The sequence below is a fragment of the Arthrobacter sp. NPDC092385 genome (genome assembly GCF_044755105.1).
Taxonomy (GTDB): domain Bacteria; phylum Actinomycetota; class Actinomycetes; order Actinomycetales; family Micrococcaceae; genus Arthrobacter_D.
In genome coordinates, this window is sequence record NZ_JBIVQL010000002.1 from 34,521 (window position 1) to 54,365 (window position 19,845).

At 69.9% G+C, this 19,845-nt stretch carries 16 protein-coding genes and 1 tRNA gene; 10 read left to right on the forward strand and 7 right to left on the reverse strand.

Features of this window, described 5'->3' with window-relative positions; all coding sequences use genetic code 11:
• Positions 1–92 precede the first annotated feature (92 nt).
• Positions 93–1,037 carry a dihydropteroate synthase gene (gene folP / locus ACIQCY_RS03275; protein WP_400482466.1) on the forward strand — a complete coding sequence of 315 codons (945 nt, stop codon included), beginning with the start codon at positions 93–95 and terminating at the stop codon, positions 1,035–1,037.
• Positions 1,034–1,777, forward strand: a complete 744-nt coding sequence (locus tag ACIQCY_RS03280) for a pyrimidine reductase family protein (RefSeq protein WP_400482467.1) — start codon at positions 1,034–1,036, stop codon at positions 1,775–1,777. Before folP ends, ACIQCY_RS03280 begins: the two co-directional genes overlap by 4 nt.
• Before the next feature lie 86 nt (positions 1,778–1,863).
• On the opposite strand, the gene ACIQCY_RS03285 is transcribed toward ACIQCY_RS03280, so the two are convergent.
• Positions 1,864–2,583 carry a hypothetical protein gene (locus ACIQCY_RS03285; protein ID WP_400482468.1) on the reverse strand — a complete coding sequence of 240 codons (720 nt, stop codon included), beginning with the start codon at positions 2,581–2,583 and terminating at the stop codon, positions 1,864–1,866.
• Positions 2,584–2,966: 383 nt separating this feature from the next.
• Here ACIQCY_RS03285 and ACIQCY_RS03290 point away from each other — a divergent pair, with 383 nt between their 5' ends.
• The 5 genes from ACIQCY_RS03290 to ACIQCY_RS03310 all read left to right on the forward strand — a co-directional run bounded on the left by ACIQCY_RS03290 (position 2,967) and on the right by ACIQCY_RS03310 (position 6,938).
• Positions 2,967–3,923, forward strand: coding sequence for a J domain-containing protein (locus tag ACIQCY_RS03290; RefSeq protein ID WP_400482469.1), 957 nt, complete (start codon positions 2,967–2,969; stop codon positions 3,921–3,923).
• Positions 3,924–3,932: 9 nt separating this feature from the next.
• Positions 3,933–4,400 carry a tRNA (cytidine(34)-2'-O)-methyltransferase gene (locus tag ACIQCY_RS03295; RefSeq protein WP_400482470.1) on the forward strand — a complete coding sequence of 156 codons (468 nt, stop codon included), beginning with the start codon at positions 3,933–3,935 and terminating at the stop codon, positions 4,398–4,400.
• Between the two features lie 20 nt (positions 4,401–4,420).
• The gene (locus ACIQCY_RS03300) at positions 4,421–5,290 is read left to right on the forward strand and encodes a class I SAM-dependent methyltransferase (protein ID WP_400482471.1); all 870 of its coding nucleotides are present in this window, start codon (positions 4,421–4,423) and stop codon (positions 5,288–5,290) included.
• A 159-nt stretch (positions 5,291–5,449) separates the two neighbouring features.
• Entirely contained in the window at positions 5,450–6,067 is a 618-nt protein-coding gene (locus tag ACIQCY_RS03305; protein ID WP_400482472.1) for a sigma-70 family RNA polymerase sigma factor, read from the forward strand.
• A gap of 16 nt (positions 6,068–6,083) precedes the next feature.
• On the forward strand, positions 6,084–6,938 hold the full coding sequence (locus tag ACIQCY_RS03310; protein WP_400482473.1) for an anti-sigma factor domain-containing protein: 855 nt from the start codon (positions 6,084–6,086) through the stop codon (positions 6,936–6,938).
• Positions 6,939–7,086: 148 nt separating this feature from the next.
• On the opposite strand, the gene ACIQCY_RS03315 is transcribed toward ACIQCY_RS03310, so the two are convergent.
• From ACIQCY_RS03315 to ACIQCY_RS03330, 4 genes are all read right to left on the reverse strand, one after another.
• Positions 7,087–7,839, reverse strand: a complete 753-nt coding sequence (locus ACIQCY_RS03315) for a PIG-L deacetylase family protein (RefSeq protein ID WP_400482474.1) — start codon at positions 7,837–7,839, stop codon at positions 7,087–7,089.
• 3 nt (positions 7,840–7,842) lie between these two features.
• Positions 7,843–8,790, reverse strand: coding sequence for an electron transfer flavoprotein subunit alpha/FixB family protein (locus ACIQCY_RS03320; protein ID WP_400482475.1), 948 nt, complete (start codon positions 8,788–8,790; stop codon positions 7,843–7,845).
• A 35-nt stretch (positions 8,791–8,825) separates the two neighbouring features.
• Positions 8,826–9,653: an electron transfer flavoprotein subunit beta/FixA family protein gene (locus tag ACIQCY_RS03325; RefSeq protein WP_400482476.1), complete on the reverse strand. Its 828-nt coding sequence runs from the start codon at positions 9,651–9,653 to the stop codon at positions 8,826–8,828.
• A gap of 184 nt (positions 9,654–9,837) precedes the next feature.
• The gene (locus ACIQCY_RS03330; RefSeq protein WP_400482477.1) at positions 9,838–11,418 is read right to left on the reverse strand and encodes a S1C family serine protease; all 1,581 of its coding nucleotides are present in this window, start codon (positions 11,416–11,418) and stop codon (positions 9,838–9,840) included.
• Between the two features lie 423 nt (positions 11,419–11,841).
• Between ACIQCY_RS03330 and ACIQCY_RS03335 the strand changes: the two genes are divergently transcribed.
• The 3 genes from ACIQCY_RS03335 to ACIQCY_RS03345 all read left to right on the forward strand — a co-directional run bounded on the left by ACIQCY_RS03335 (position 11,842) and on the right by ACIQCY_RS03345 (position 16,328).
• A complete protein-coding gene (locus ACIQCY_RS03335; protein ID WP_400482478.1) occupies positions 11,842–13,974 on the forward strand; it encodes a TPM domain-containing protein in 2,133 nt (710 codons plus the stop codon).
• Between the two features lie 63 nt (positions 13,975–14,037).
• Entirely contained in the window at positions 14,038–14,832 is a 795-nt protein-coding gene (locus ACIQCY_RS03340) for a PspA/IM30 family protein (protein WP_400482479.1), read from the forward strand.
• 104 nt (positions 14,833–14,936) lie between these two features.
• Positions 14,937–16,328 carry a cryptochrome/photolyase family protein gene (locus ACIQCY_RS03345; protein WP_400482480.1) on the forward strand — a complete coding sequence of 464 codons (1,392 nt, stop codon included), beginning with the start codon at positions 14,937–14,939 and terminating at the stop codon, positions 16,326–16,328.
• A gap of 123 nt (positions 16,329–16,451) precedes the next feature.
• On the opposite strand, the gene ACIQCY_RS03350 is transcribed toward ACIQCY_RS03345, so the two are convergent.
• Together ACIQCY_RS03350 and ACIQCY_RS03355 are read right to left on the reverse strand one after the other, a co-directional pair.
• Positions 16,452–16,525: transfer RNA gene (locus tag ACIQCY_RS03350), tRNA-Met, on the reverse strand.
• 66 nt (positions 16,526–16,591) lie between these two features.
• The gene (locus tag ACIQCY_RS03355) at positions 16,592–19,561 is read right to left on the reverse strand and encodes a UPF0182 family protein (protein WP_400482782.1); all 2,970 of its coding nucleotides are present in this window, start codon (positions 19,559–19,561) and stop codon (positions 16,592–16,594) included.
• Positions 19,562–19,845: the final 284 nt, after the last annotated feature.

Consider the following 19,845-nt stretch of genomic DNA (forward strand, 5'->3'; position numbering starts at 1 on the left):
CGGGCGCCACGCCGCCCGGCCGATTCCGGTGGCGCGCGTCACGCCCCGGCGAGGACGACGGCTCGCGATGCCCGCGGTGGTAGAACTGCAGGGTGGATAGTCAAGCAGCGGCTCCTTCCTCCCCCGGCACCTACCTGCCCGGCCTCCGGCACGCGGTGCACACGTTCGGTGCGCGGACCATCGACTTCGACCGCCGGGTCGCGCTCATGGCCGTCATCAACCGGACACCTGACTCCTTCTACGACGGCGGGGCGACCTTCGCCCTGCAGGCCGCCGTCGACGCCTCCCTGAAGGCGGTCGACGACGGCGCGGACTGGGTGGACATCGGCGGGGCGCCGTTCTCCCCGGGCGATCCCATCCCGGCCTCGGAGGAGGCCGACCGCATCGTCCCGGTCATCAGCGCCGTCCGCGCGGCGTCCGACGTCATCATCTCCGCCGATACCTTCCTCCCGGAGGTCGCCCGGCGCGCCCTCGCCGCGGGGGCGAACGTCGTCAACGACACCACCGGCCTGCGGGACCCGGACATGGCGGCCGTCGTCGCCGAGGCCGGGGCGCACCTCGTCATCACGCACAGCCTGGCGGAGCCGCGCACCGTCTATCCGCGCCCGACGTACGACGACGTGGTCGGCGAGATCGCGGACTTCCTCCTCCGGAAGGTCGACGACGCCGTGCGGCTGGGCATCCCGGAGGACCGGATCCTCGTGGACCCGGGACACGACCTCAACAAGAACACGCTGCACTCCCTGGAGATCACGCGCAGGTTCTCCGAGATCGCCGGGCTCGGGTTCCCCACCCTCGCCGCCGTGTCCAACAAGGACTTCATCGGCGAGACACTCGACCGCCCCAAGCGGGAACGCGTCGAGGGTTCGCTCGCCGCCGCCGTCATCTGCCTCCTCGGCGGTGCCCGCGTGCTGCGGATGCACAACGTGGCGGCGTCCCGGGCTGCCATCGACCTCACCGAGGCGGTCCTCGGGTGGCGCGAACCGGCGTACCTGCGCCACAACATGGGCGATGCCAACGAGCCGGCAGCGCCGTGATCACCTCGCTCATCCCGGCCTCGCCCGCGGCGATCGACGACGACGCCCTGCACCGCATCTACGCCTACCCGGCCACGGACACCCCGTACGTCCGGTTCAACTTCGTGGCAGCGGCCGACGGCGCCGCGACCAGCGGAGGGTTCTCCGCCGGGCTCGGGAACGAGGGCGACAAGCGCATCTTCACGGTGCTGCGACGCCTCGCGGATGTGGTGCTCGTCGGAGCGGGGACCATCCGGGCCGAGGGCTACGAGGGCGAGCTCGTCGACGACGCCGCACGGACCTGGCGTTCCGCGCACGGCCTCGCGCCGCACCCCGCCGTCGCGGTGATCTCGGGCAGCCTGAACCTCGACCCCTCCAGCGGCTTCTTCCAGCGTGCCCCGGTGCGTCCGGTCATCCTCACCGGCACGGACGCGCCGGCAGGCAGGCGCGCGGCACTGGAGCACGTCGCCGACGTGGTCGACTGCGGATCGGACACGGTACAGGCGTCCGCCGTCCTCGCCGAACTCGGCAGGCGCGGACTGCTGAAGGTGCTGTGCGAGGGCGGCCCGGCCGTGCTGGGCAGCCTCACCCGCGCCGGCGCCGTCGACGAACTGTGCCTTTCGATCAGTCCGCTGCTCGCCGGCGGCGACGGCCCCCGGATCTCCGTCGGCCCCAGCCCGGAGGACGCCGTCCCGCTGGCGCTCTCCTCCCTGCTGACGGAGGAATCGGCCCTCTACACGCTGTACCGGCGCACCCCGTGAAGCAACCGGGCGGACGCCCGGTTGCCGACAGGCAGGACCAACAGACAGGGCCAACAGGCAGGGCCAACAGGCAGGACCGCCGGGGCTCAGGACCTCGGCGGCACCACCGAGACGCGGCTGCGGACGTCGGCGACGGCGGCCGCCAGCTGGTCGTCCGAGGGACAGGACACAGTGATCGCCAACCCGGTCCGCGGCCCGCTGAACAGCCGGAGGGATACGGCGCTCGCCGGCGCGGACCCGGCGGCAGGTTGCAGGTAGGTGAGGAACTCGATGCCCGCCGGTGATTCGCCGGGGCTCCCGCCCCACGGCCAGGTGGTCGTCACGAGGTACTCGGGGAGGATGCTCGGGTCCAGGAACGCGAAGAGCGCCTCGGTGGATGCCCTGTCATCGCCGTCCACGACGAGCGGCCCCTGCACGCCCGTGTGGCGGAGGGACGCCAGGCACCCGAGGCCGTCCTCGTAGGCGGACTCCCCGTTGACCATCATCCTGCGCGGCGTCCACCCGTCGGAGCGCGTCATGCCGTCGGCGAAGGCGACGCTCTCGCCCTGCGCGAGGTAGCTGCCGCGGGCGAAGGTCATGTCCTCGCCCGTGATCTGCGCGCGGGTGAGGGGCGGCAGCCCGGGGTCGACGCCGCTGGGCGAGGGAGCAGGTGCGGCCCCACCCGGCGGAGCGGAGGCCGGCACCGTGGCCGGCGCTGATCCCGGCGCTGATCCCGGCGGCAGCGGTACCTCGATGGTGCAGGCCGGCAGCGTCAGGAGCAGGGCGAGCACCGGCAGGCCCAGCCGCGCGCTGCCTGCCGTCGCCACCCTGCCTCGCCGCACGCGAACCGTCCCGTCTGCCTGATCTCCGCGACACCAGGTAGGTCGCCGCTCCCACTGTAATGCCGGTGCAATTCCGGCGCGGTGGCCGGCCACGGGCAGGAGTCCCCCTCCGTCCGCAGCCGTGGACGGCGAAACTTCCCGGCCGGGTGCTGCGTTGTACCTGAGCCCGCATGTCCGCCTGCTGCCGGCTCCGTCCTGCCCGACCGGCCGGCGGTGGGCCGACGGTGGGCCGGCGCACGCTTTTGTGCCGGTTGCCCCGTGGCCCTAGTGTCAGGTGGTATCGGCAGGTGGTCTCCGAGCACGGCACCACCAGCCCCCGTGGTCCCGGATGCTCCGGAACCGCAGAATCTCCACGAAAGGCCCGATCGATGCCAGAGGCGCCACGGAAGTCGTACTACGACGTCCTCGGCGTGTCCCCGGACGCCGGCGACAAGGACATCAAGGACGCCTATCGCAGGGCGGCGCGAGCGGCACACCCGGACCTCGGCGGCAGCGCGGCCGGCTTCCACGACGTCGCCATCGCCTACGAGACGCTCAGTGATCCGCAGCGCCGGGAACGATACGACGCCGAGATCGGGCGGGTCCGCCCCGCGCCTGCGGCCTCCGGCGCCGCAGCGGCCCGCAACGGGACTCCGGAGGCGCGGGCGTCCGCGCGGACACGGGTGGAGGACGACGACGCCGCGAAGGCCCCGCCGAACTATCTGCCACCGTTCTCGCCGTCGGCTCCACCGGCGGTCCCCCTGATCCTCGCCGGCCGGCAGGTCCACGGCTCCCCGCGGCAGCCGGGCATGTTCGGGCGCCTGTCCTCCGCGGTCCGGTCCCGCGTGGACGGTGAACTCCGCACCTCCGCCCTGCTCGAGCGCGCGCTCCTGCCCACGTACCCCGCCGCGCGCCTCGTCAACGGCCTCGCCTTCGACGACAGGGAGAGGACGTCGGCCGGCCATGTCCTCCTGGCCGGTTACCGCATGGCGGTCATCGACTCCTTCACGGCGCCGCCGGGCAATTTCTCCTGGGACGGCAGATCGCTGCGTTTCCAGGGCAGGACCGTCGATCTGCAGTTACCGCGCTCGGTGCGTGCAGTCCAGGAGCTGTTCCCGGACCTCAACGTCGCGGGGTGGGTGGTCATCCATGGCGCGCCGGACAATCCCTTCGCCCCCGTCATCGACGTCCCGCCCGGCTTCGACCGCTCCTCGCCCGCCGTCGTGCAGGTCGTGAACGCCGGCACGGCCGTCCGCACCATCCGCGCGTTCCTGTCCTCCGGGCCCGCGCCGAACGCGGTGCAGCTCCCCGTGCTCGCGCGCCTGCTCGCCTCGGCCGGAAGCTAGGATGGAGCGGTGTTCCGCATCCTCTTCCACACCCCAGAAATACCCGGCAACACCGGCGCCGCGATCCGCCTCGCCGCCGTGGCCGGTGCGGAACTGCACCTCGTGGAACCGCTCGGCTTCAGCCTCGAGGACTCCAAGCTGAAGCGGGCCGGGCTGGACTACCACGACCTCACGGTGCTGCACGTGCATCCGACCCTCGAGGCGGCATGGGAGGCGCTGCAGCCCGGGCGCGTGTTCGCCTACACCTCGGACGGTGACGTGTCCTACACGGACATCGCCTATGAGCCCACGGACGTCCTGCTGTTCGGCCGGGAGTCCGACGGCCTCCCGTACGAGGTCAAGCACGACCCCCGCGTCACGGCGCGGGTCCGCGTCCCGATGCTGCCCACCCGCCGTTCGCTCAACCTCGCCAACACCGCATCCATCGTCCTCTACGAAGCCTGGCGCCAACAGGGCTTCGCAGGCGCCCAGCGATGATCCACGCCCAGGAGCCCTCCATGCCCGCTCGCCATGCCGCAACACTGCCCGAAGGCGGGGCGGAGGACTACGACCGCCTCGCTCCCGCCGTATGGAACCCGGTGAGCAACGCCGTCGTCGCCGCGGCCGACATCCTCCTGGGCGAGCGTGTGCTCGACGTTTTCGCAGCAACCGGCACGGGGACCATCCCGGCCGCGCAGCTCGCGGGACCGGACGGGCACATCGACGCCGTCGACCGCTCCTCGGCGATGCTCGACCTCGCGGAAGCCAAGGCCGAGGCCCTCGGGCTGGGCAACGTGTCCTTCCACCGCACGGATCCTGCGTTCTGGACGCCGAACGCGCCCTACGACGCCGTGGTCAGCTGCTACGGGGTCTTCCTCCTCGACGACATGGACGCAGGCATGGACCGCATCGTGCGGATGCTGCGCCCGGGTGGAAGGGTTGCCCTGAGCGCATGGGACGACGGCGCCCTCGAGCCGTTCGGCGATCTGCTCCTCGACACCATCCGTGCAACCGTCGCGTCCGACGGAACCGCTGCCGGTTCCTCCGCTGCCCCGGTCTTCGTCGAGAACCGCAGGAGGCTCGCATCCGGGGACCGCCTGCAGGAGTGGTTGCTCGCACGAGGGCTGGACGACGTGAGGGTCGAGAAGCTCGGGCTGACCGTTCCCCTCGAGCCCGACCACGCCTGGTCCCTGGCGCTCGGCAGCGGATACCGGGGGCTGCTGCCGGACGAGCCCGAACTCCTGCAGCGCGTGCGGGAGGCCTTCGTGGAGCGGCTCGGAGAGGAGTTCGTCCTCAACGCGGACTCACTCATCGCCGTCGCCTCCTACGCTCCGGCTGACCAGGCCCGCGCACGGATGGACCAGCCCTCGGCGCCGAACCATCCATGACACGTCCCGCTCCGAATGAAAGATGTCAGGAAGAAAGACATCGGAATCGGGAGGGGTGGGATGGTGCATTTGCAGCAGCAGGCGCGCGTCCGCCCGCCGCGGCACGGCCGGCCCGGGGCTGTTCGGTTTGGGACGACCAGCGCTTTATGCTGGAGCCCTATGGAAACGCCACGAGTAAGCCGGGTCAGCCCCACCGCTCCCGCAGCACGCGGGATGGCCGTTGATCCCGGGGTCGGTCCCACACTGACGGACCTGCTGCTGCGGATCGCGCGGCAGGACCGGGCCGCCTTCGCACTCTTCTACGAGCAGACATCGAAGCGCGTCTACGGGCTCGCCCGGCGCGTGCTCATCGATCCGGAGTTGAGCGAGGACGCCACGCAGGAGGTCTACCTCCAGGTGTGGAACACCGCGGATCGCTTCAACCCGGCCATGGGCAGCCCCATGGCGTGGCTCATGACCCTGGCCCACCGCCGCGCGGTGGACCGGGTGCGCTCGGAACAGAGCGCCACGGATCGGGAGGCGCGCTACGGAGCGGCCACGCAGACCATAGATCACGACGACGTCGTCGACACCGTCACGCAGCGGCTGGAAGCGGAGAGCGTGGTCAGGTGTCTGGACACACTGACCGAGACCCAGCAGGAATCAGTGAAGCTGGCCTACTACGGCGGGCTGACCTACCGCGAGGTGGCCGAGAAACTCGGCGTCGCGGTGCCGACCATCAAATCGAGAATCCGTGACGGATTGATCCGGCTCAAGACATGTTTGGGGGTGAACTGAGATGCAGGACAAGGATATGAACAGACAATTCGCGGACGACCTCGAGACGGACCTGGCCCGAGGCCACGTTCTGGAGTGGGCGGAGCTGTACGCGCTGGACGCCATCAGCTCCGAGGAACGCCGCGTGATCGACGCGTTCCTGCAGGATGCCGATCCGAGCACCAGCGCCTCCTTCGCCGACCGGGTCCGCACGTGTCGAGAGACAATGACTACTGCCTACGCCACGGAGGTCGAGCCGCCGGCCGACCTCTTCGATCGGATCGTCGCGCAGCTACCGGGGGTCGAGGACCACGGAACGGGGTCCATGCCACCACCGACGCTCGTGCCTGTCCCACCAGCGGCTCACCACGAACCGGAGCATGCCGGAGCGCCGGCGGGCGGCCAGGACGAGCTGGCGGAACGACGCTCCACCCGGGCCTCGATGTCCTCACGGGCTTCGCGCTGGATGGTTGCTGCGGCAGCCGCCGTGGTGCTCGCTGTGGGCGGCGTGACCATCGCCCAGAACCTCCAGCAGAACACGGTCGAGCAGCAGGTGCTCCAGGCGTCGGACGTCCGGACGCAGGAGCTCTCCCTCGATGCCGGTGGCGTCGCCGAGCTCGCAGTCTCCGGTGAGGAGAACGCGGCGGTCGTGACACTGAGCGGCATACCGGCGCCGGCCGAGGGCCACGTCTACCAGATGTGGCGGATCCCCGCCGATGGGACAGCCCCCGTCTCCGTGGGTACGATGTCCGGCTCCGACGTAGCAGGCACCAAGGTCACCGAGCTGACGGAGATCAGTGGCTTCAGTGCCATTGCGATCACGGTCGAGCCCGAGGGCGGATCCGCGACGCCCACGCTGCCCGTCGTAGCCCAGATTCCGCTGGGAGCCTGATCCCCCGCTCCGACCGGTAACACCCCGAAAGCGGCCCTGCCGATGCGTCCGCGCATCGGCGGGGCCGCTGGTGTCGGATCAGGTCACGGGTACTGCGGGCGTTCCCATGAACCGTCGGCAGTGCTCCTGCGAGGGTCCGCCGATCCTGCTAGAAACCCGCGATGGTCTCGTCGGTGTTGATACCGACGACATGGAACGACTCGGCGCTGCGTCCCTCGGGCAGGTTTCCCCGCCGGGCGTTCTCCGCGAGGATGGCCCGCACCCTGGCCTGCATGCGCCCCACATCCGGGTGCTGGCTCCGGTGGGCGGTGATGGCGGCGATCTTGAGGTCCTCCCGCCCGCTGACGTCCACGAACCGGTTCTCGAGGTGCGCCGGCCCCCCGTAGAACCACAGCCACGGGACCCGGTAGCGCGCCAGGCCGGCAGCCTCGAGTTCCGGGTAGGCGAAGGGGTTCTCGACCGCCGGATAGACGGCCCTCGTGACCGCTTCTCCGCACGCCAGATGATCCGGGTGGCTCTTCTGGATCCGGTCCCAGCTCCGCTCCGGGTGCATCGACACCACGATGTCCGGCCGGACCTCCCGCATCCTGCGGACGATCTCCCGGATGACGGCGTCCGTCGGTTCGAGATGACCGTCGGGCTCACCCAGGAACGTCACGTCGGAGACCCCGACGATCCTGGCGGCGTCGCGCTGCTCCTCGCGCCGCAGCCCTGCCACTCCCGGCCGGTCCTCGTCGGAGAATCCTCCGGCATCCCCGTCCGTGAGGATGCAGTAACTGACCGATGCGCCGGCGGCGGTCCAACCGGCTATCGTCGCGGACGCCCCGAAATCGATGTCGTCCGGGTGCGCCGCGAAGACCAGCACCCGTGACGGGGCGGTGACGTCACGTTCCTGTGCCACGCGCTACAGTCCGCGCTTCCGGATCTCCTCGGTCGCCTGGGGCAGCACCGAGAAGAGATCTCCGACGATGCCGAAATCGGCGATCTCGAACACGGGCGAATCGGCGTCCTTGTTGATCGCGACGATCACCTTGGAGGTCTGCATCCCGGCCTTCTGCTGGATGGCGCCCGAGATCCCCACGGAGATATAGAGCTGCGGCGACACGGTCTTGCCCGTCTGCCCGATCTGCGCCGAGTGCTCTATCCACCCCGCATCGGTGGCCGCGCGGGAAGCACCCACGGCACCCCCCAGGGCGTCCGCCAGATCCTCCAGAGGGCCGAAGTCGCCATCCACGCCGCGTCCACCAGCGACGATGACGCGGGCCTCGGCGAGCTCCGGGCGGCCGCTGACGGGCTTGTCGACGCGTCCGGTGACGCGAGCCGCGGCAGCGGGCAGCTCCACGGGGATGCGCACCTCGCGCGGTGACGTCGGAAGGCCAGCCTCCACGGCCTCGAAGCTGTTCGGCTTGACGGTCAGGATCGGAACGCCGCTGGTCACGCGGCAGGTGACCGTGTACGAGCCGGCGAAGTCCGACTTCGTGGCGGCAAGATCGGCATCGAGGGCGACGACGTCGGTGATCACCCCCGACCCCAGCCTGACGCCGAGCCGGGCGGCGATCTCCTTCGCCTCGTAAGAGTTGCCCAGCAGCACGATTCCCGCGCCGGTTGCCCGGACGGCCTCGGTGAGGAAAGCAGCCTTCCCGGCCACCAGCACCTCGGAGACAGCCTCGGTGTCCGGGCGGTAGTACTCCCGCACGCCGTAGGAGCCGACGCCGTCGAGGTAGGCCTGGCCGGCCCCGTCCGCCAGGGCGACGACGGGATCACCGAGGGAAGCAGCGAGCGAGAGGAGTTCGCGCTCGCTCTTGGCGAGGCTCGCTCCGGGGTGGTCGAGGAAAACGAGGACGGTGGTCATGGCGATGTCTCCTGGGACTCTGGGGCGGGCGAGGGCTAGAGGAGTTTCTGACCCGCGAGGAAGTCGACGAGCCGGATGCCGGCGTCGCCCTCATCCGTGATGACGACGCCCTGGCTGCGCGGCGGCCTGGGTGCTGCCGCTTCGACCCTGGTCCACGACCCGGTGAGGCCCACCTCGTCCGCCTGGAGCCCGATGTCGGCCAGGGACAGGACCTGGATCTGCTTCTTCTTCGCCGCCATGATGCCCTTGAAATTCGGGTAGCGCGGCTCGTTGATCTGGTCCGTCACCGAGACGACTGCCGGGAGGGGCGCCTCGATGGTCTCGGCGTACGTGTCATTGTCCCGGCGGGCGGTGACCTTCCAGCCGCCGTCCTCCGACGCCAGGTCGAGGAATGCCGCGAACGTCACCTGCGGCAGGCCGAGCCGCTCGGCGAGTTGCGCCGGGACGAGCGAGGTCTCGCCGTCCGTCGACGCCATCCCGGTCAGGATCAGGTCGAAGGGCCCGAGGTGCTGCAGGAGCGCGGCGAGGGCCCTGGACGTGGCCGACGCGTCCGACCCGCTCAGCGCCTCATCCGTGAGGTGCGCCCCGTCATCGGCGCCGATCTGCAGGGACTTCTTGACGGCGCTGACGGCGGCCGAGGGCCCCATGGTGATGGCCGTGACGCGGTGTCCGCCGGCCGCGCCGCCCTGGGCCTCGACGAGCTGGAGTGCCGCTTCGAGGGCGTACTCGTCCAGTTCGGAGAGGATGCTCTCGGTGCGCACGGTCGTCAGGTCGTCACCACCGATGTGGCGGTCGAACTGGGCGTCCGGGACATGCTTCACCAGGACCGCGATGCGCAGTCCGCCTGCTGTGGCCTCGTCCATGAATGACCTTCCTCGTTCGGGGATCTTCCCACCGACTAGCTAACCATAGTGGGGTGACGATCCCGGCCGTCCGCGGCTGTCCGCCGGGCCCTGGAATCGCTTCCGCATCCTGCAACGAACAGGAGGCGGTCCCGGATCCGGGGCCGCCTCCTGTTCGTCGCGCCGTACTGCGCTGTACCGCCTCTTACTGCGTCGGTGCCTGTGCCAGCGTGATCTCCACCGTGCGCGAATCCCCGCCGCGGGTGACCTCCACCGGAACCTCCTGGCCGACCGTCTGGATGCGCACCGCCGCCGTCAGCGACTGGGGATCGCTGACGGTGTAGTTACCCACCCTGGTGATGACGTCGCCCACCTGCAGGGAGGCCTTCTCAGCGGGCGATCCGGGCTCGACGGACTGCACGAGTGCCCCTGAGGAGAAGGTCGACCCCGCCTGCGAGCCGTCGCCGGAGGTCTCCGTGACGCTGACTCCGAGGAAACCGTGGGTCGCCTCGCCGTCGTCGATGATCTCCTTGGCGATACGCTCCGCGTAATTGATGGGGATGGAGAAACCGACGCCGATGTTGCCGGTGGACTCGCCGGATCCCCCCGACGCGATGGCAACGTTCACGCCGATGATCCTGCCGTCGGCGTCCACCAGCGCACCACCCGAGTTGCCCTGGTTGATGGCGGCGTCGGTCTGGATGACGTTCAGGTAGATGGAGCCCTGCGACTGGCTCTGCTGTCCGCTCGAACCTCCCGGTGGCAGGAAGTTGAAGCCCTCGCCGTCGTCGGACTCCGTGCTGTCCGGCTGGTCCTCCGGCACGGCCGAGGACGCGACGCTGATGGTCCGGTTCAGTGTGGACACGATGCCGTCGGTGACCGTCCCGCTCAGCCCCAGCGGGGCACCGATGGCGATCGCGGTGTCGCCGACGTTGAGCTCGTCGGAGTTGCCGAGCGTGGCCGCGGTGAGGTCCGGCGCATCGATCTTGATCACGGCGAGGTCGCTCAGGGGATCCGTCCCGACCACTGTCGCAGGGTAGACGCGGCCGTCATTGAGCTTGACCTCGACGGTCGGTTCCGACACCTGGCCACCGAGGGTCACCACATGGGTGTTCGTGAGGATGTGGCCGTCCGTGTCCAGGATGATGCCCGATCCCGACCCGCTGGCGCTGCCACCGCTGACGGCGATGGTGACGACGCTCGGCGACGCCGTCACGGCAGCTCCGGTGATGGTGTTCACGTCATCCGTGTTGTTCACCACGATCGACTCCGGTGGCGTCTGGGCGGTGCTGGTGGAGGCGTCGCCGTCCAGCGCGTCGTACCCGGCCACGGCCGCGCCGCCGCCGATCAGCCCGGCGACGAGGACTCCCGCGGCGAAGGTGGCGAGACCCACCCGCTTGCGGTCCTTCCCCCTGCTCCGTCCGCCGTCGCTCGCGGCACCGTGGCCGAAGCCGCCGCTCTGCTCGCCGTAGAACGGCTGGTGCCCGGCGTAGGCCGGGTGCGGGGCAGAGTGGCTCTGCGTGAAACCGCCGTGCCGGCCCTCCTGTGGGGGGTCGGACAGCGCCCGGTGCTGCGCGGTCTGCGGGACGCTCACGGGCTGGGCCGCCGTCTCAGCGTAGGACCCCGGCGCCCGGTCACCTGCCTCGTCCTGCTGACCGGGCTGCTGACCGGGCTGCTGGCCGGCCGGCTGCCGGCTGTTCCAGCCCGTCCCCCATGACGGCGGATTCTGCGGCTGCGGAGGAAGAGGGCGTTCGGCGTTGCCCTGGGAGCCTGGCTGCTCGTTCACGGGAGGTCCTTTCGTTGCTGTTGACCACATCATGGCAACCTTCGCTGAGCCTCAAGCATGCGTTCGCTGTGCGGTTTCTGAGAAGTTGCTGGAGCTGGGCGGCCGTCGGGGGGAACGCCCCGCCCCGGGACGCTCGGGCACTCTCCAGTATCCTCCGGCGCCTCCGCTGGAGGGGACCGCACCGTGGGTGGCCCCCGGGGAAGCCGCTCCACCGCGGGCATGCTAGGGCAGCCGATGCCGCCCGCCGTCCCTCCTCCCCCGTCCGGTCCCGGCCGGCTCCTTTCGCTAGCGGCATAGATGCGGTGGTGGACGCTCCCCGGGCCCAACCATAGAATCGGGAAGACAGGGAGCCTCCGGTGTCCGCCGACCCCAGTCCTGGGACCGGTGAGGTCCGGGGGACATGCTGAAGGGTCGAAAATGCGAATGATGAGCAGGCGCGTCCGCGTCTCTGCTGTCCTGGGCGCCGTCGTGGCGATCCCGCTGATGTCGAGTACCGCGGCTCTCGCCGACGAACCGATCACCTTCCCCGCAGGGGACTACGTGATCGACAGCGCCGATGTCCTCAGTGACGGCGAGGAGAGCGAGCTCGAATCGGCGATCGAGGACCTGCGCTCGAACGAAGGCTTCACCGTGCGGGTGGCCTACGTCGATGCCTTCGAGAACCCCACCGACCGCAACGCCTGGGCCACCACCACCGCCCAGCTCAACGACGAGACCTCGAACGAGGGCCTTCTGGCGATCGCCGTCGAGCAGGGAGCCGCGTCCTACGTCGTCGGGGGCGGTTCGGCCATCGGCGGGCAGGGCCAGGCCATCTACAGCCAGTTCATCGGCCCCGAGCTGCAACAGGGCAGGGACTTCGCAGGAGCCGGACTGGCCGCGGTGCAGGGAACGACGGAGGCTCTGTCCGGCAGCGGCGGCTCGACCGGCGGTGGGACCTCCACGGGAACCGGCGGCACCACCTCGACCGGGGGCAGCGCCCTGGGCGGCCTCGCCCTCGTGGGCGGGCTCGTCGCCGTCGCCGGCGCCGGCGGGTACATGCTGCTCAAGAGCCGGGGTAACAACAGCGCCCAGCGCAAACGCGAGGAGTACGGTTACGGGCCGGTCCCGTCCGCCAGCGGTGAGGTGGTCGATCCCCTTGCTTCGCTGAGCGTCGAGGACCTGCGCAAGCGCGCCGGCTCCCTGCTCGTCGCAGCGGATGACGCGATCAAGTCCAGCGAGCAGGAACTGGGCTTCGCCGAGGCCCAGTACGGCAGCGAGGCCATCACCACCTTCTCCCACGACATCGCGGCAGCCCGGCAGCACATGAGTGAGTCCTTCAAGCTCCAGCAGCAACTCGACGACCACATCCCGGACACCGAGCAGCAGCAGCGTCAGTGGCTCGGCGAGATCATCCGGCGCTGCGAGGACGTCAACACCTCGCTCCAGGCGCACAAGGCCGACTTCGACGCCCTGCGGGAGCTCGAGCGCAACGCCCCGGAGGCGCTGCGCCGGGCGCAGTCGGCCGCGGACGACGCGCGCCGCCGGTTCGCCGCGGCCGAACAGTCGCTGCGGTCGCTCGAGGGTCGTTACCTCGAGACCGCGACCTCTCAGGTGGCGGACAACATCGAGCAGGCACGGGAGCGGCTGTCGTTCGTCGACAGTGCCGCCAAGGAGGCCCACACGCGGATGTCCGCCGGCGACAGCGGCAGGGCCGTCGTCGCCGTCCGGGCCGCCGAGGAAGCCGTGCACCAGAGCACCGTGCTCCTGGACGCGATCGACAAGCGCGCCGAAGAGCTCGCGGCAGCGGAACGCGAGCTCGAGCGCGCCCTGCCGGAGGCCGAGCAGGACCTCGCGCAGGCGCAGGCCATGGACCGCACCGGGCAGTACCACGACCTCGCCGGTCCCGTCGCCGCGGTACAGTCCGCGGTGACGACCGTGCGCCAGGAACGCCGGAACGCGCGGAGCAATCCGCTGGCCCTGCTGCAGCGGCTCGAGGCCGCCCACGCACAGCTCGACGCCGCCCTCGGCGGCGTCCGCGACCAGGCCGAGAACGCGCGCCGCGCCCAGGACTCCCTCCAGCACGCGATCATCGCGGCGCAGTCGAGCATCTCGGGCACCGCGGACTACATCCGGGCCCGGCGCGGCGGCGTGGGGAGTGAGGCCCGCACCCGGCTGGCCGAGGCCGAGCGCAACCTCGACTACGCCGTCGACCTCCAGCGGAGGGACCCGGTCACGGCCCTGTCCCACGCGCAGCAGGCCGCGATGCTCGCCGACCAGGCCGCGCAGTTGGCGGAGCAGGACGTCCAGGGCTTCGGGCGTGGCGGGATGGGCATGGGCGGCATGTACGGCGGCAGGGGTGGCGACGGCATGGGCGGCGCCCTGCTCGGCGGCATCCTCCTCGGTTCCATCCTCAACGGCGGCGGCGGCTTCGGGGGCGGCTTCGGGGGCGGCGGCTACGGTGATGGCGGGGGCGGGTTCGGAGGCGACGGTGGCAGCTTCGGCGGAGGTGGCTTCGGCGGGTTCGACGGCGGCGGAGGCGGATTCAGTGACTTCGGCGGCGGTGGTGGCGACTTCTAGGCCACCCGCCCTTCCCAGCAGCAGGACCCCAGGACCAACAGGCAAGAATCGAAAGGGAAACCCATGGTAAAGCAGTCAATTTTCGGCAGGATCGCCCAGCTCACCCGAGCCAACGTCAACGCGTTGATCGATCAGGCCGAGGATCCGCAGAAGATGCTCGACCAGATGGTCCGCGACTTCACCAACAGCATCGCGGAGGCGGAGAGCGCCGTCGCCCAGACCATCGGCAACCTCCGGATGATGCAGGAGGACTACAACGAGGACGTCGACAACGCCCGCAGCTGGGGCAACAAGGCCCTCGCGGCCTCCCGCAAGGCCGACGAGTACCGGGCTTCGGGTGACACCGCCGACGCGCAGAAGTTCGACAACCTCGCCAAGGTCGCCATCCAGCGGCAGATGGCAGCGGAGAACGAGGCGAAGGGCGCCGAGCCGACGATCGCCTCGCAGACGGAGATCGTCGACAAGCTCAAGGACGGCCTCAACCAGATGAAGGGCAAGCTCAACGAGCTGACGACCAAGAGGGACCAGCTGATCGCGCGCTCCCGCACCGCCCAGGCCCAGCAGCAGGTGCACGACGCCGTCAAGAGCATCGACTTCATGGACCCGACCAGCGAGGTCGGCCGCTTCGAGGAGAAGATCCGGCGCGAGGAGGCCCGGGTCCGCGGACAGCAGGAGCTGGCGTCGTCGAGCCTGGACGCGCAGTTCGAGAGCCTCGAGGACCTGGGCGAGCAGACCGAGATCGAGGCGCGGCTCGCCGCGCTGAAATCGGGTGCCGGTTCCCAGGGCGCGATCGCGCAGGGCGATCCGGGCAACGCGGCAGCAGCGACGCCGTCGACGACGGGCGAGACCACGTACTGATACCCCACAGCGCGCATACCACAGGGGAACCGCAGCCGCCCGGCTGCGGTTCCCCTTCTGCGTCCGGCGGCTCCCCGCCGGTGGGCCGCAGGTACATTGAGGGCATGGCTGTGACACTGGTGTGGTTCCGCGACGACCTGCGTATCTCGGACAACCCGGCGCTGGCCGCCGCTGCGGACAGCGGGGACGACGTCGTGGCCTGCTACATCCTCGACGAGGACACGCGCGGCATCCGGCCGCTGGGTGCGGCGTCGAAGTGGTGGCTCCACCACTCCCTCGCCGCGCTCGCGGAAACGCTCGCCGACCTCGGCATCCCCCTCGTCCTGAGGCGGGGAGCGGCGGAAGAGGTGCTGCCTCGGCTCGTCGCGGAGTCCTCGGCCCACGCCGTCGTCTGGAACCGCCGCTACGGGTTGGCGGAGCGCACCGCGGACGCGGCACTCAAGGCGTCCTTCACGGACCGGGGCATCGACGTGACGAGCTACCAGGCGAACCTGATGTACGAACCGTGGGAGGTCACGTCCGGGTCCGGCCAGGCATACAAGGTCTTCACGCCCTTCTGGCGGGCCTGCCTTGCCTCCCGCACGCCGCGCAGGCCCCTGCCCGCTCCTACCCGCCTCCGCGGCCCCGGGCTCGGCTCCGACGACCTCGACGCCTGGGGCCTCCTCCCCACGTCGCCCGACTGGGCCCAGGGCCTCCGGGACACCTGGACACCGGGCGAGGCCGGAGCCCACGCCCGCCTCGACGACTTCCTGGACGGGCCGGTCCACGGGTACAGGGACAACCGGGACCGGCCGGCGCTCCAGGGCACGAGCAGGCTCTCCCCGCACCTGCGGTTCGGAGAGATCAGCCCGTTCGAGGTGTGGCACGCAGCGCAGGACCACAGGGACGGCTCGACGGCGGACGACATCCGCGCCTTCGGCTCGGAGCTCGGCTGGCGCGAATTCAGCTGGCAACTGCTCTACTTCAATCCCGAGCTCGCGACCGTCAACTACCGGCCCGAGTTCGATGCCTTCACCTGGGAGAGCTCCACGCGCTCCGAGCTGGAGGCGTGGCAGCGAGGGCGGACGGGTTATCCGCTCATCGACGCCGGCATGCGCCAGATGTGGGAGATCGGCTGGATGCACAACCGCGTGCGCATGGCGACGGCGTCGTTCCTCATCAAGAACCTGATGATCGACTGGCGCGTGGGTGAGAAGTGGTTCTGGGACTGCCTGGTGGACGCCGACGCCGCGAGCAACGCCGCGAGCTGGCAATGGGTGGCCGGCTCCGGCGCGGACGCCAGCCCCTATTTCCGGATCTTCAACCCGGTGCTGCAGAGCAAGAAGTTCGACCCCGCGGGCACGTACCTCGTGCGGTTCGTCCCCGAACTCGCTGACGCGGCGAACGTCCACGAGCCGTGGAAGGGCTCCGCACCCGGGTACCCCGCGCCGGTGGTCGACCTCAAGGAGAGCCGGGAGCGCGCGCTGAGCGCCTACAAGGCACTGTCGGAGGGCTAGCACAGCCCTCCCCCGCGTGCCCGGCACGGTGCGGTCTCGCCTGGAAGGCGAGGCTCGCACTGCTCGGCGACGGCGGACAGCAGTGAGTCCGGCCCACCAGATGGTGGACCGGACTCTTCTTCGTTGCGGGGACAGGATTTGAACCTGTGACCTCTGGGTTATGAGCCCAGCGAGCTACCGAACTGCTCCACCCCGCGGCGTGTAACTAACGTTACCGGCCGCGGGGCCAAGACGCAAATCGAGCTGCTGCCCGCCGTTCCCGGCTACTGCCCGGAGCCTCCCGAGACGCGCTCCTCGGCGTCGAGCGCCCGCTGGAGGGCGTCCTGCAGGCGGTCCTGAGCCTCGCCGTAGGCGGCGAAGTCGCCGTCGGCCAGGGCTGCATTACCGTCCTCGATCGCCTGGTTCGCGTCGTCGAGTGCAGTCCGGAGGTCGGCAGCAGGATCACCTGTCGTCCCACCGGGTGTTCCCCCCTCGGACGGCGTCGGAGTGGGCGTCGGCGTCGCGCCTTCACCCTCGCCGTCGCCCTCCGCAGGAGGCGTCGCGGGATCCTCGGGAGTCTCGCCCACATTGTCCTGGTCGCCGGTCGTCGCTCCCGACTCGCCGCCGAACACCTGATCGAGGGCCTCGGCGAGCGTCGGTGCGAAGCCGACGTTGTCGCCGAAGCTCACCAGCACCCGCCGCAGGACCGGGAAGGACGAACTGCCCGAGGACTGCACGTAGACCGGCTGGACGTACGCGATGCCGCCGCCGATGGGCAGGGTCAGCAGGTTGCCGTTGATCACCTCGGACGCACCCTGGCGCAGCAGGTTCAGCTCCTGCGAGACGGTCGTGTCCGAGTTGAAGAGGTTCTGCGCCTGGCCCGGACCCACCACCGAATCCCGGCCCGAGCTGTCCAGCAGGGTCAGCCGGCCGTAGTTCTCGCTCTTGACGCCGTCCTCACCGGTCCCCGCATCGCCGTTGGCCGCGAGGAAGCCGTAGAGCACGTTCCTCGGAGTCTGGCCCGTCGGCACGAAGGGGATGTACGGCGTGGTCAGCGAGAACGCGGCCTCGTCCTGGTTGGGCATCTGCAGCGTCAGGTAGAACGGCGGCTGGCGGTCCGTCGCCGCCGTCGTCGCCGTGCCATCCGTGCTCTCCCCCGGATCGGACGGCACGTTCCACGCCTCGCTGTTGTTGTAGAACTCGTCCGTCGAGGTCACGTGGTAGCGGGCGAGCAGCTCACGCTGCACCTTGAAGAGATCCTCGGGGTAGCGCACGTGCGCCATGAGGTCGGCCGACATGTCGCTGTAGGGCTTCAGCGACGCCGGGTAGACGTTCTGCCAGGACTTAAGGACGGGATCCTGGTCGTCCCAGGCGTACAGGTTCACGGAGCCGTCATAGGCGTCGACCGTGGCCTTCACGGCGTTGCGGATGTAGTTGACCTGCTCGGCGGGCAGCGCGGTCGCGAGGCCCTCCGCCGTCTGCGAGTCCTGCGTGGCGGATTCGAGCTCCTGCTGGGTCGAGTAGGGGAAGTTGGCGCTGGTCGTGTAGCCGTCGATGATCCACTTCACCCGGCCGTCGACGATCGCCGGGTAGCTGTTGCCGTCGAGCGTCAGGTAGGGGGCGACCTTGCGGACGCGCTCCACCGGGTCACGGTCGTAGAGGATCTGCGATTCGCTGTTGACCTGGTTGGACAGCAGGAGGTCGGTGGACTGGAACTTCAGGGCGTAGACCAGCCGGTTGAAGGCGTTGCCCACGTTCGGTCCGCCGTCACCGCTGAACGTGGTCCGCGACTCGTCGTCCGAGTTCTCGTTCTGCGGCCGGTCGATCTCCGCGGGATCCTGGCCTTCCGGGGCCCCGACGACCGAGTACTCGGGAGAGTCCTCGCCGAAGTAGATGCGGGGCTCATAGGTGGATTCGTCCCCGAGCACGCCGGTCGAGGGGATCCCGGACTGCAGGAAGGACGGGCGCCCGTCCGGCTGCACGGTGGAACCGGCAGCCGCCACGACACCGTAGCCGTGGGTGTAGAAGACGTGCTCGTTGACCCAGCCGTCCGGGACGCCGTTGGTGTCCAGTTCGCGGACGGCGATGACGGTGTCCTGGACTTCGCCGTCGATCTCGTAGCGGTCGACGTTGAGTGTCTCGGGGAACTGGTAGTACTGGCGGAACTGCTGGAGCTGGCTGAAGGCGTCGGAGACGAGGTTCGGGTCGAGCAGGCGGATGTTCGCCGTGGTCTCGCCGTCGTCGCCCAGGGCGCCTGCCTGCGGCACGTCCGTGGGGTTGTACGCCTCGACCTCGACGCGGTCCAGCCCATACGCCTCACGCGTGAGCTCGATGTTCCGGTCGATGTATTCCCCTTCGAGGCTGAGCTCGGAGGGACGCACCTGGAAGCGCTGGACCACCGAGGGGTAGACACCGCCGGCGAGAAGGGCCGTGATGATCAGCATCGCGGTGCCGATCAGCGGGAGGCGCCAGCGGCCGATGAACGCCGAGGCGATGAACAGGATCGCCACGATGACGGCCGCGACGGCGAGGATCGCCTTGGTGGGGATGACGGCGTTGACGTCGGTGTAGAGCGCGCCGGCCCAGGTGCCCTGGTTCAGCAGCGTGTCATAACGGTCCAGCCAGTAGTTGAGCCCCTGCAGGGCGAGGAAGAGCGCGGCGACGACCGCGATCTGGACGCGGGCGGCCTTCGTGGTGAACAGGCCCTTCTCCTCGAGCCGGATGCCCCCGTACAGGTAGTGCGTGAGGATCGTGGCGATGGCGCTGATGATCACGACGCTGATCAGGAAGCCGATCACGAAGCTCAGGAACGGCAGCGTGAACATGTAGAACGCGTAGTCCATGTTGAACTCGGGATCGGACTTGCCGAACGGCTCCTGGTTGAGGAAGAGGAGCACCTCCTGCCACTGCGACGAGGCCGCCGTCCCGGCGAAGGCGCCGAGCACCGCGGGGATGCCGAGCATCAGCAGCCGCCGGATCGGTTCGAGCTGGGCCTGGTAGCGGTTCAGGTTGTCCTGGATGGCGCTGTCGGGCGCATAGATCGGCCTGCTGCGGAACGCGATGCGCAGGCTGAAGTACACGGCACCGGCCATGACGAGGAACGCGACGACGAACAGCACGATCCGCGACAGGTTCTCCGTGACGAACACCTCGAGGAACCCGAGTTGCTGGTACCAGAGCACGTCGGCGTAGACCTGGGACAGGTAGACGAAGGCGATGACGATCACCGCCACCACGATGATCGTAGGGATCAGCGGGCTGCGCCGCCGGCTGGTTGCTGCACGTGCTGGGCTCGGCCTACTGCCGAACGGACGGTCTGGTCCGGATGTCACATCTACCTCATCGTTAGCTGCTGCGGGTCACGATGACCGGTGTTCCACTTCGCTCCCCAGCCCGACACGGGCAGCAGACAGCGTGCAGTCACGCCCTTCGTGTTTTCATTCTGCCCTGTTCACGCTCGGCCGGACCAATTAGGTTCCCGACTGCCGCCCGGCGCCTCGGGATCGTCACCCAACCGTGTCCTCACGGACGACCGGCC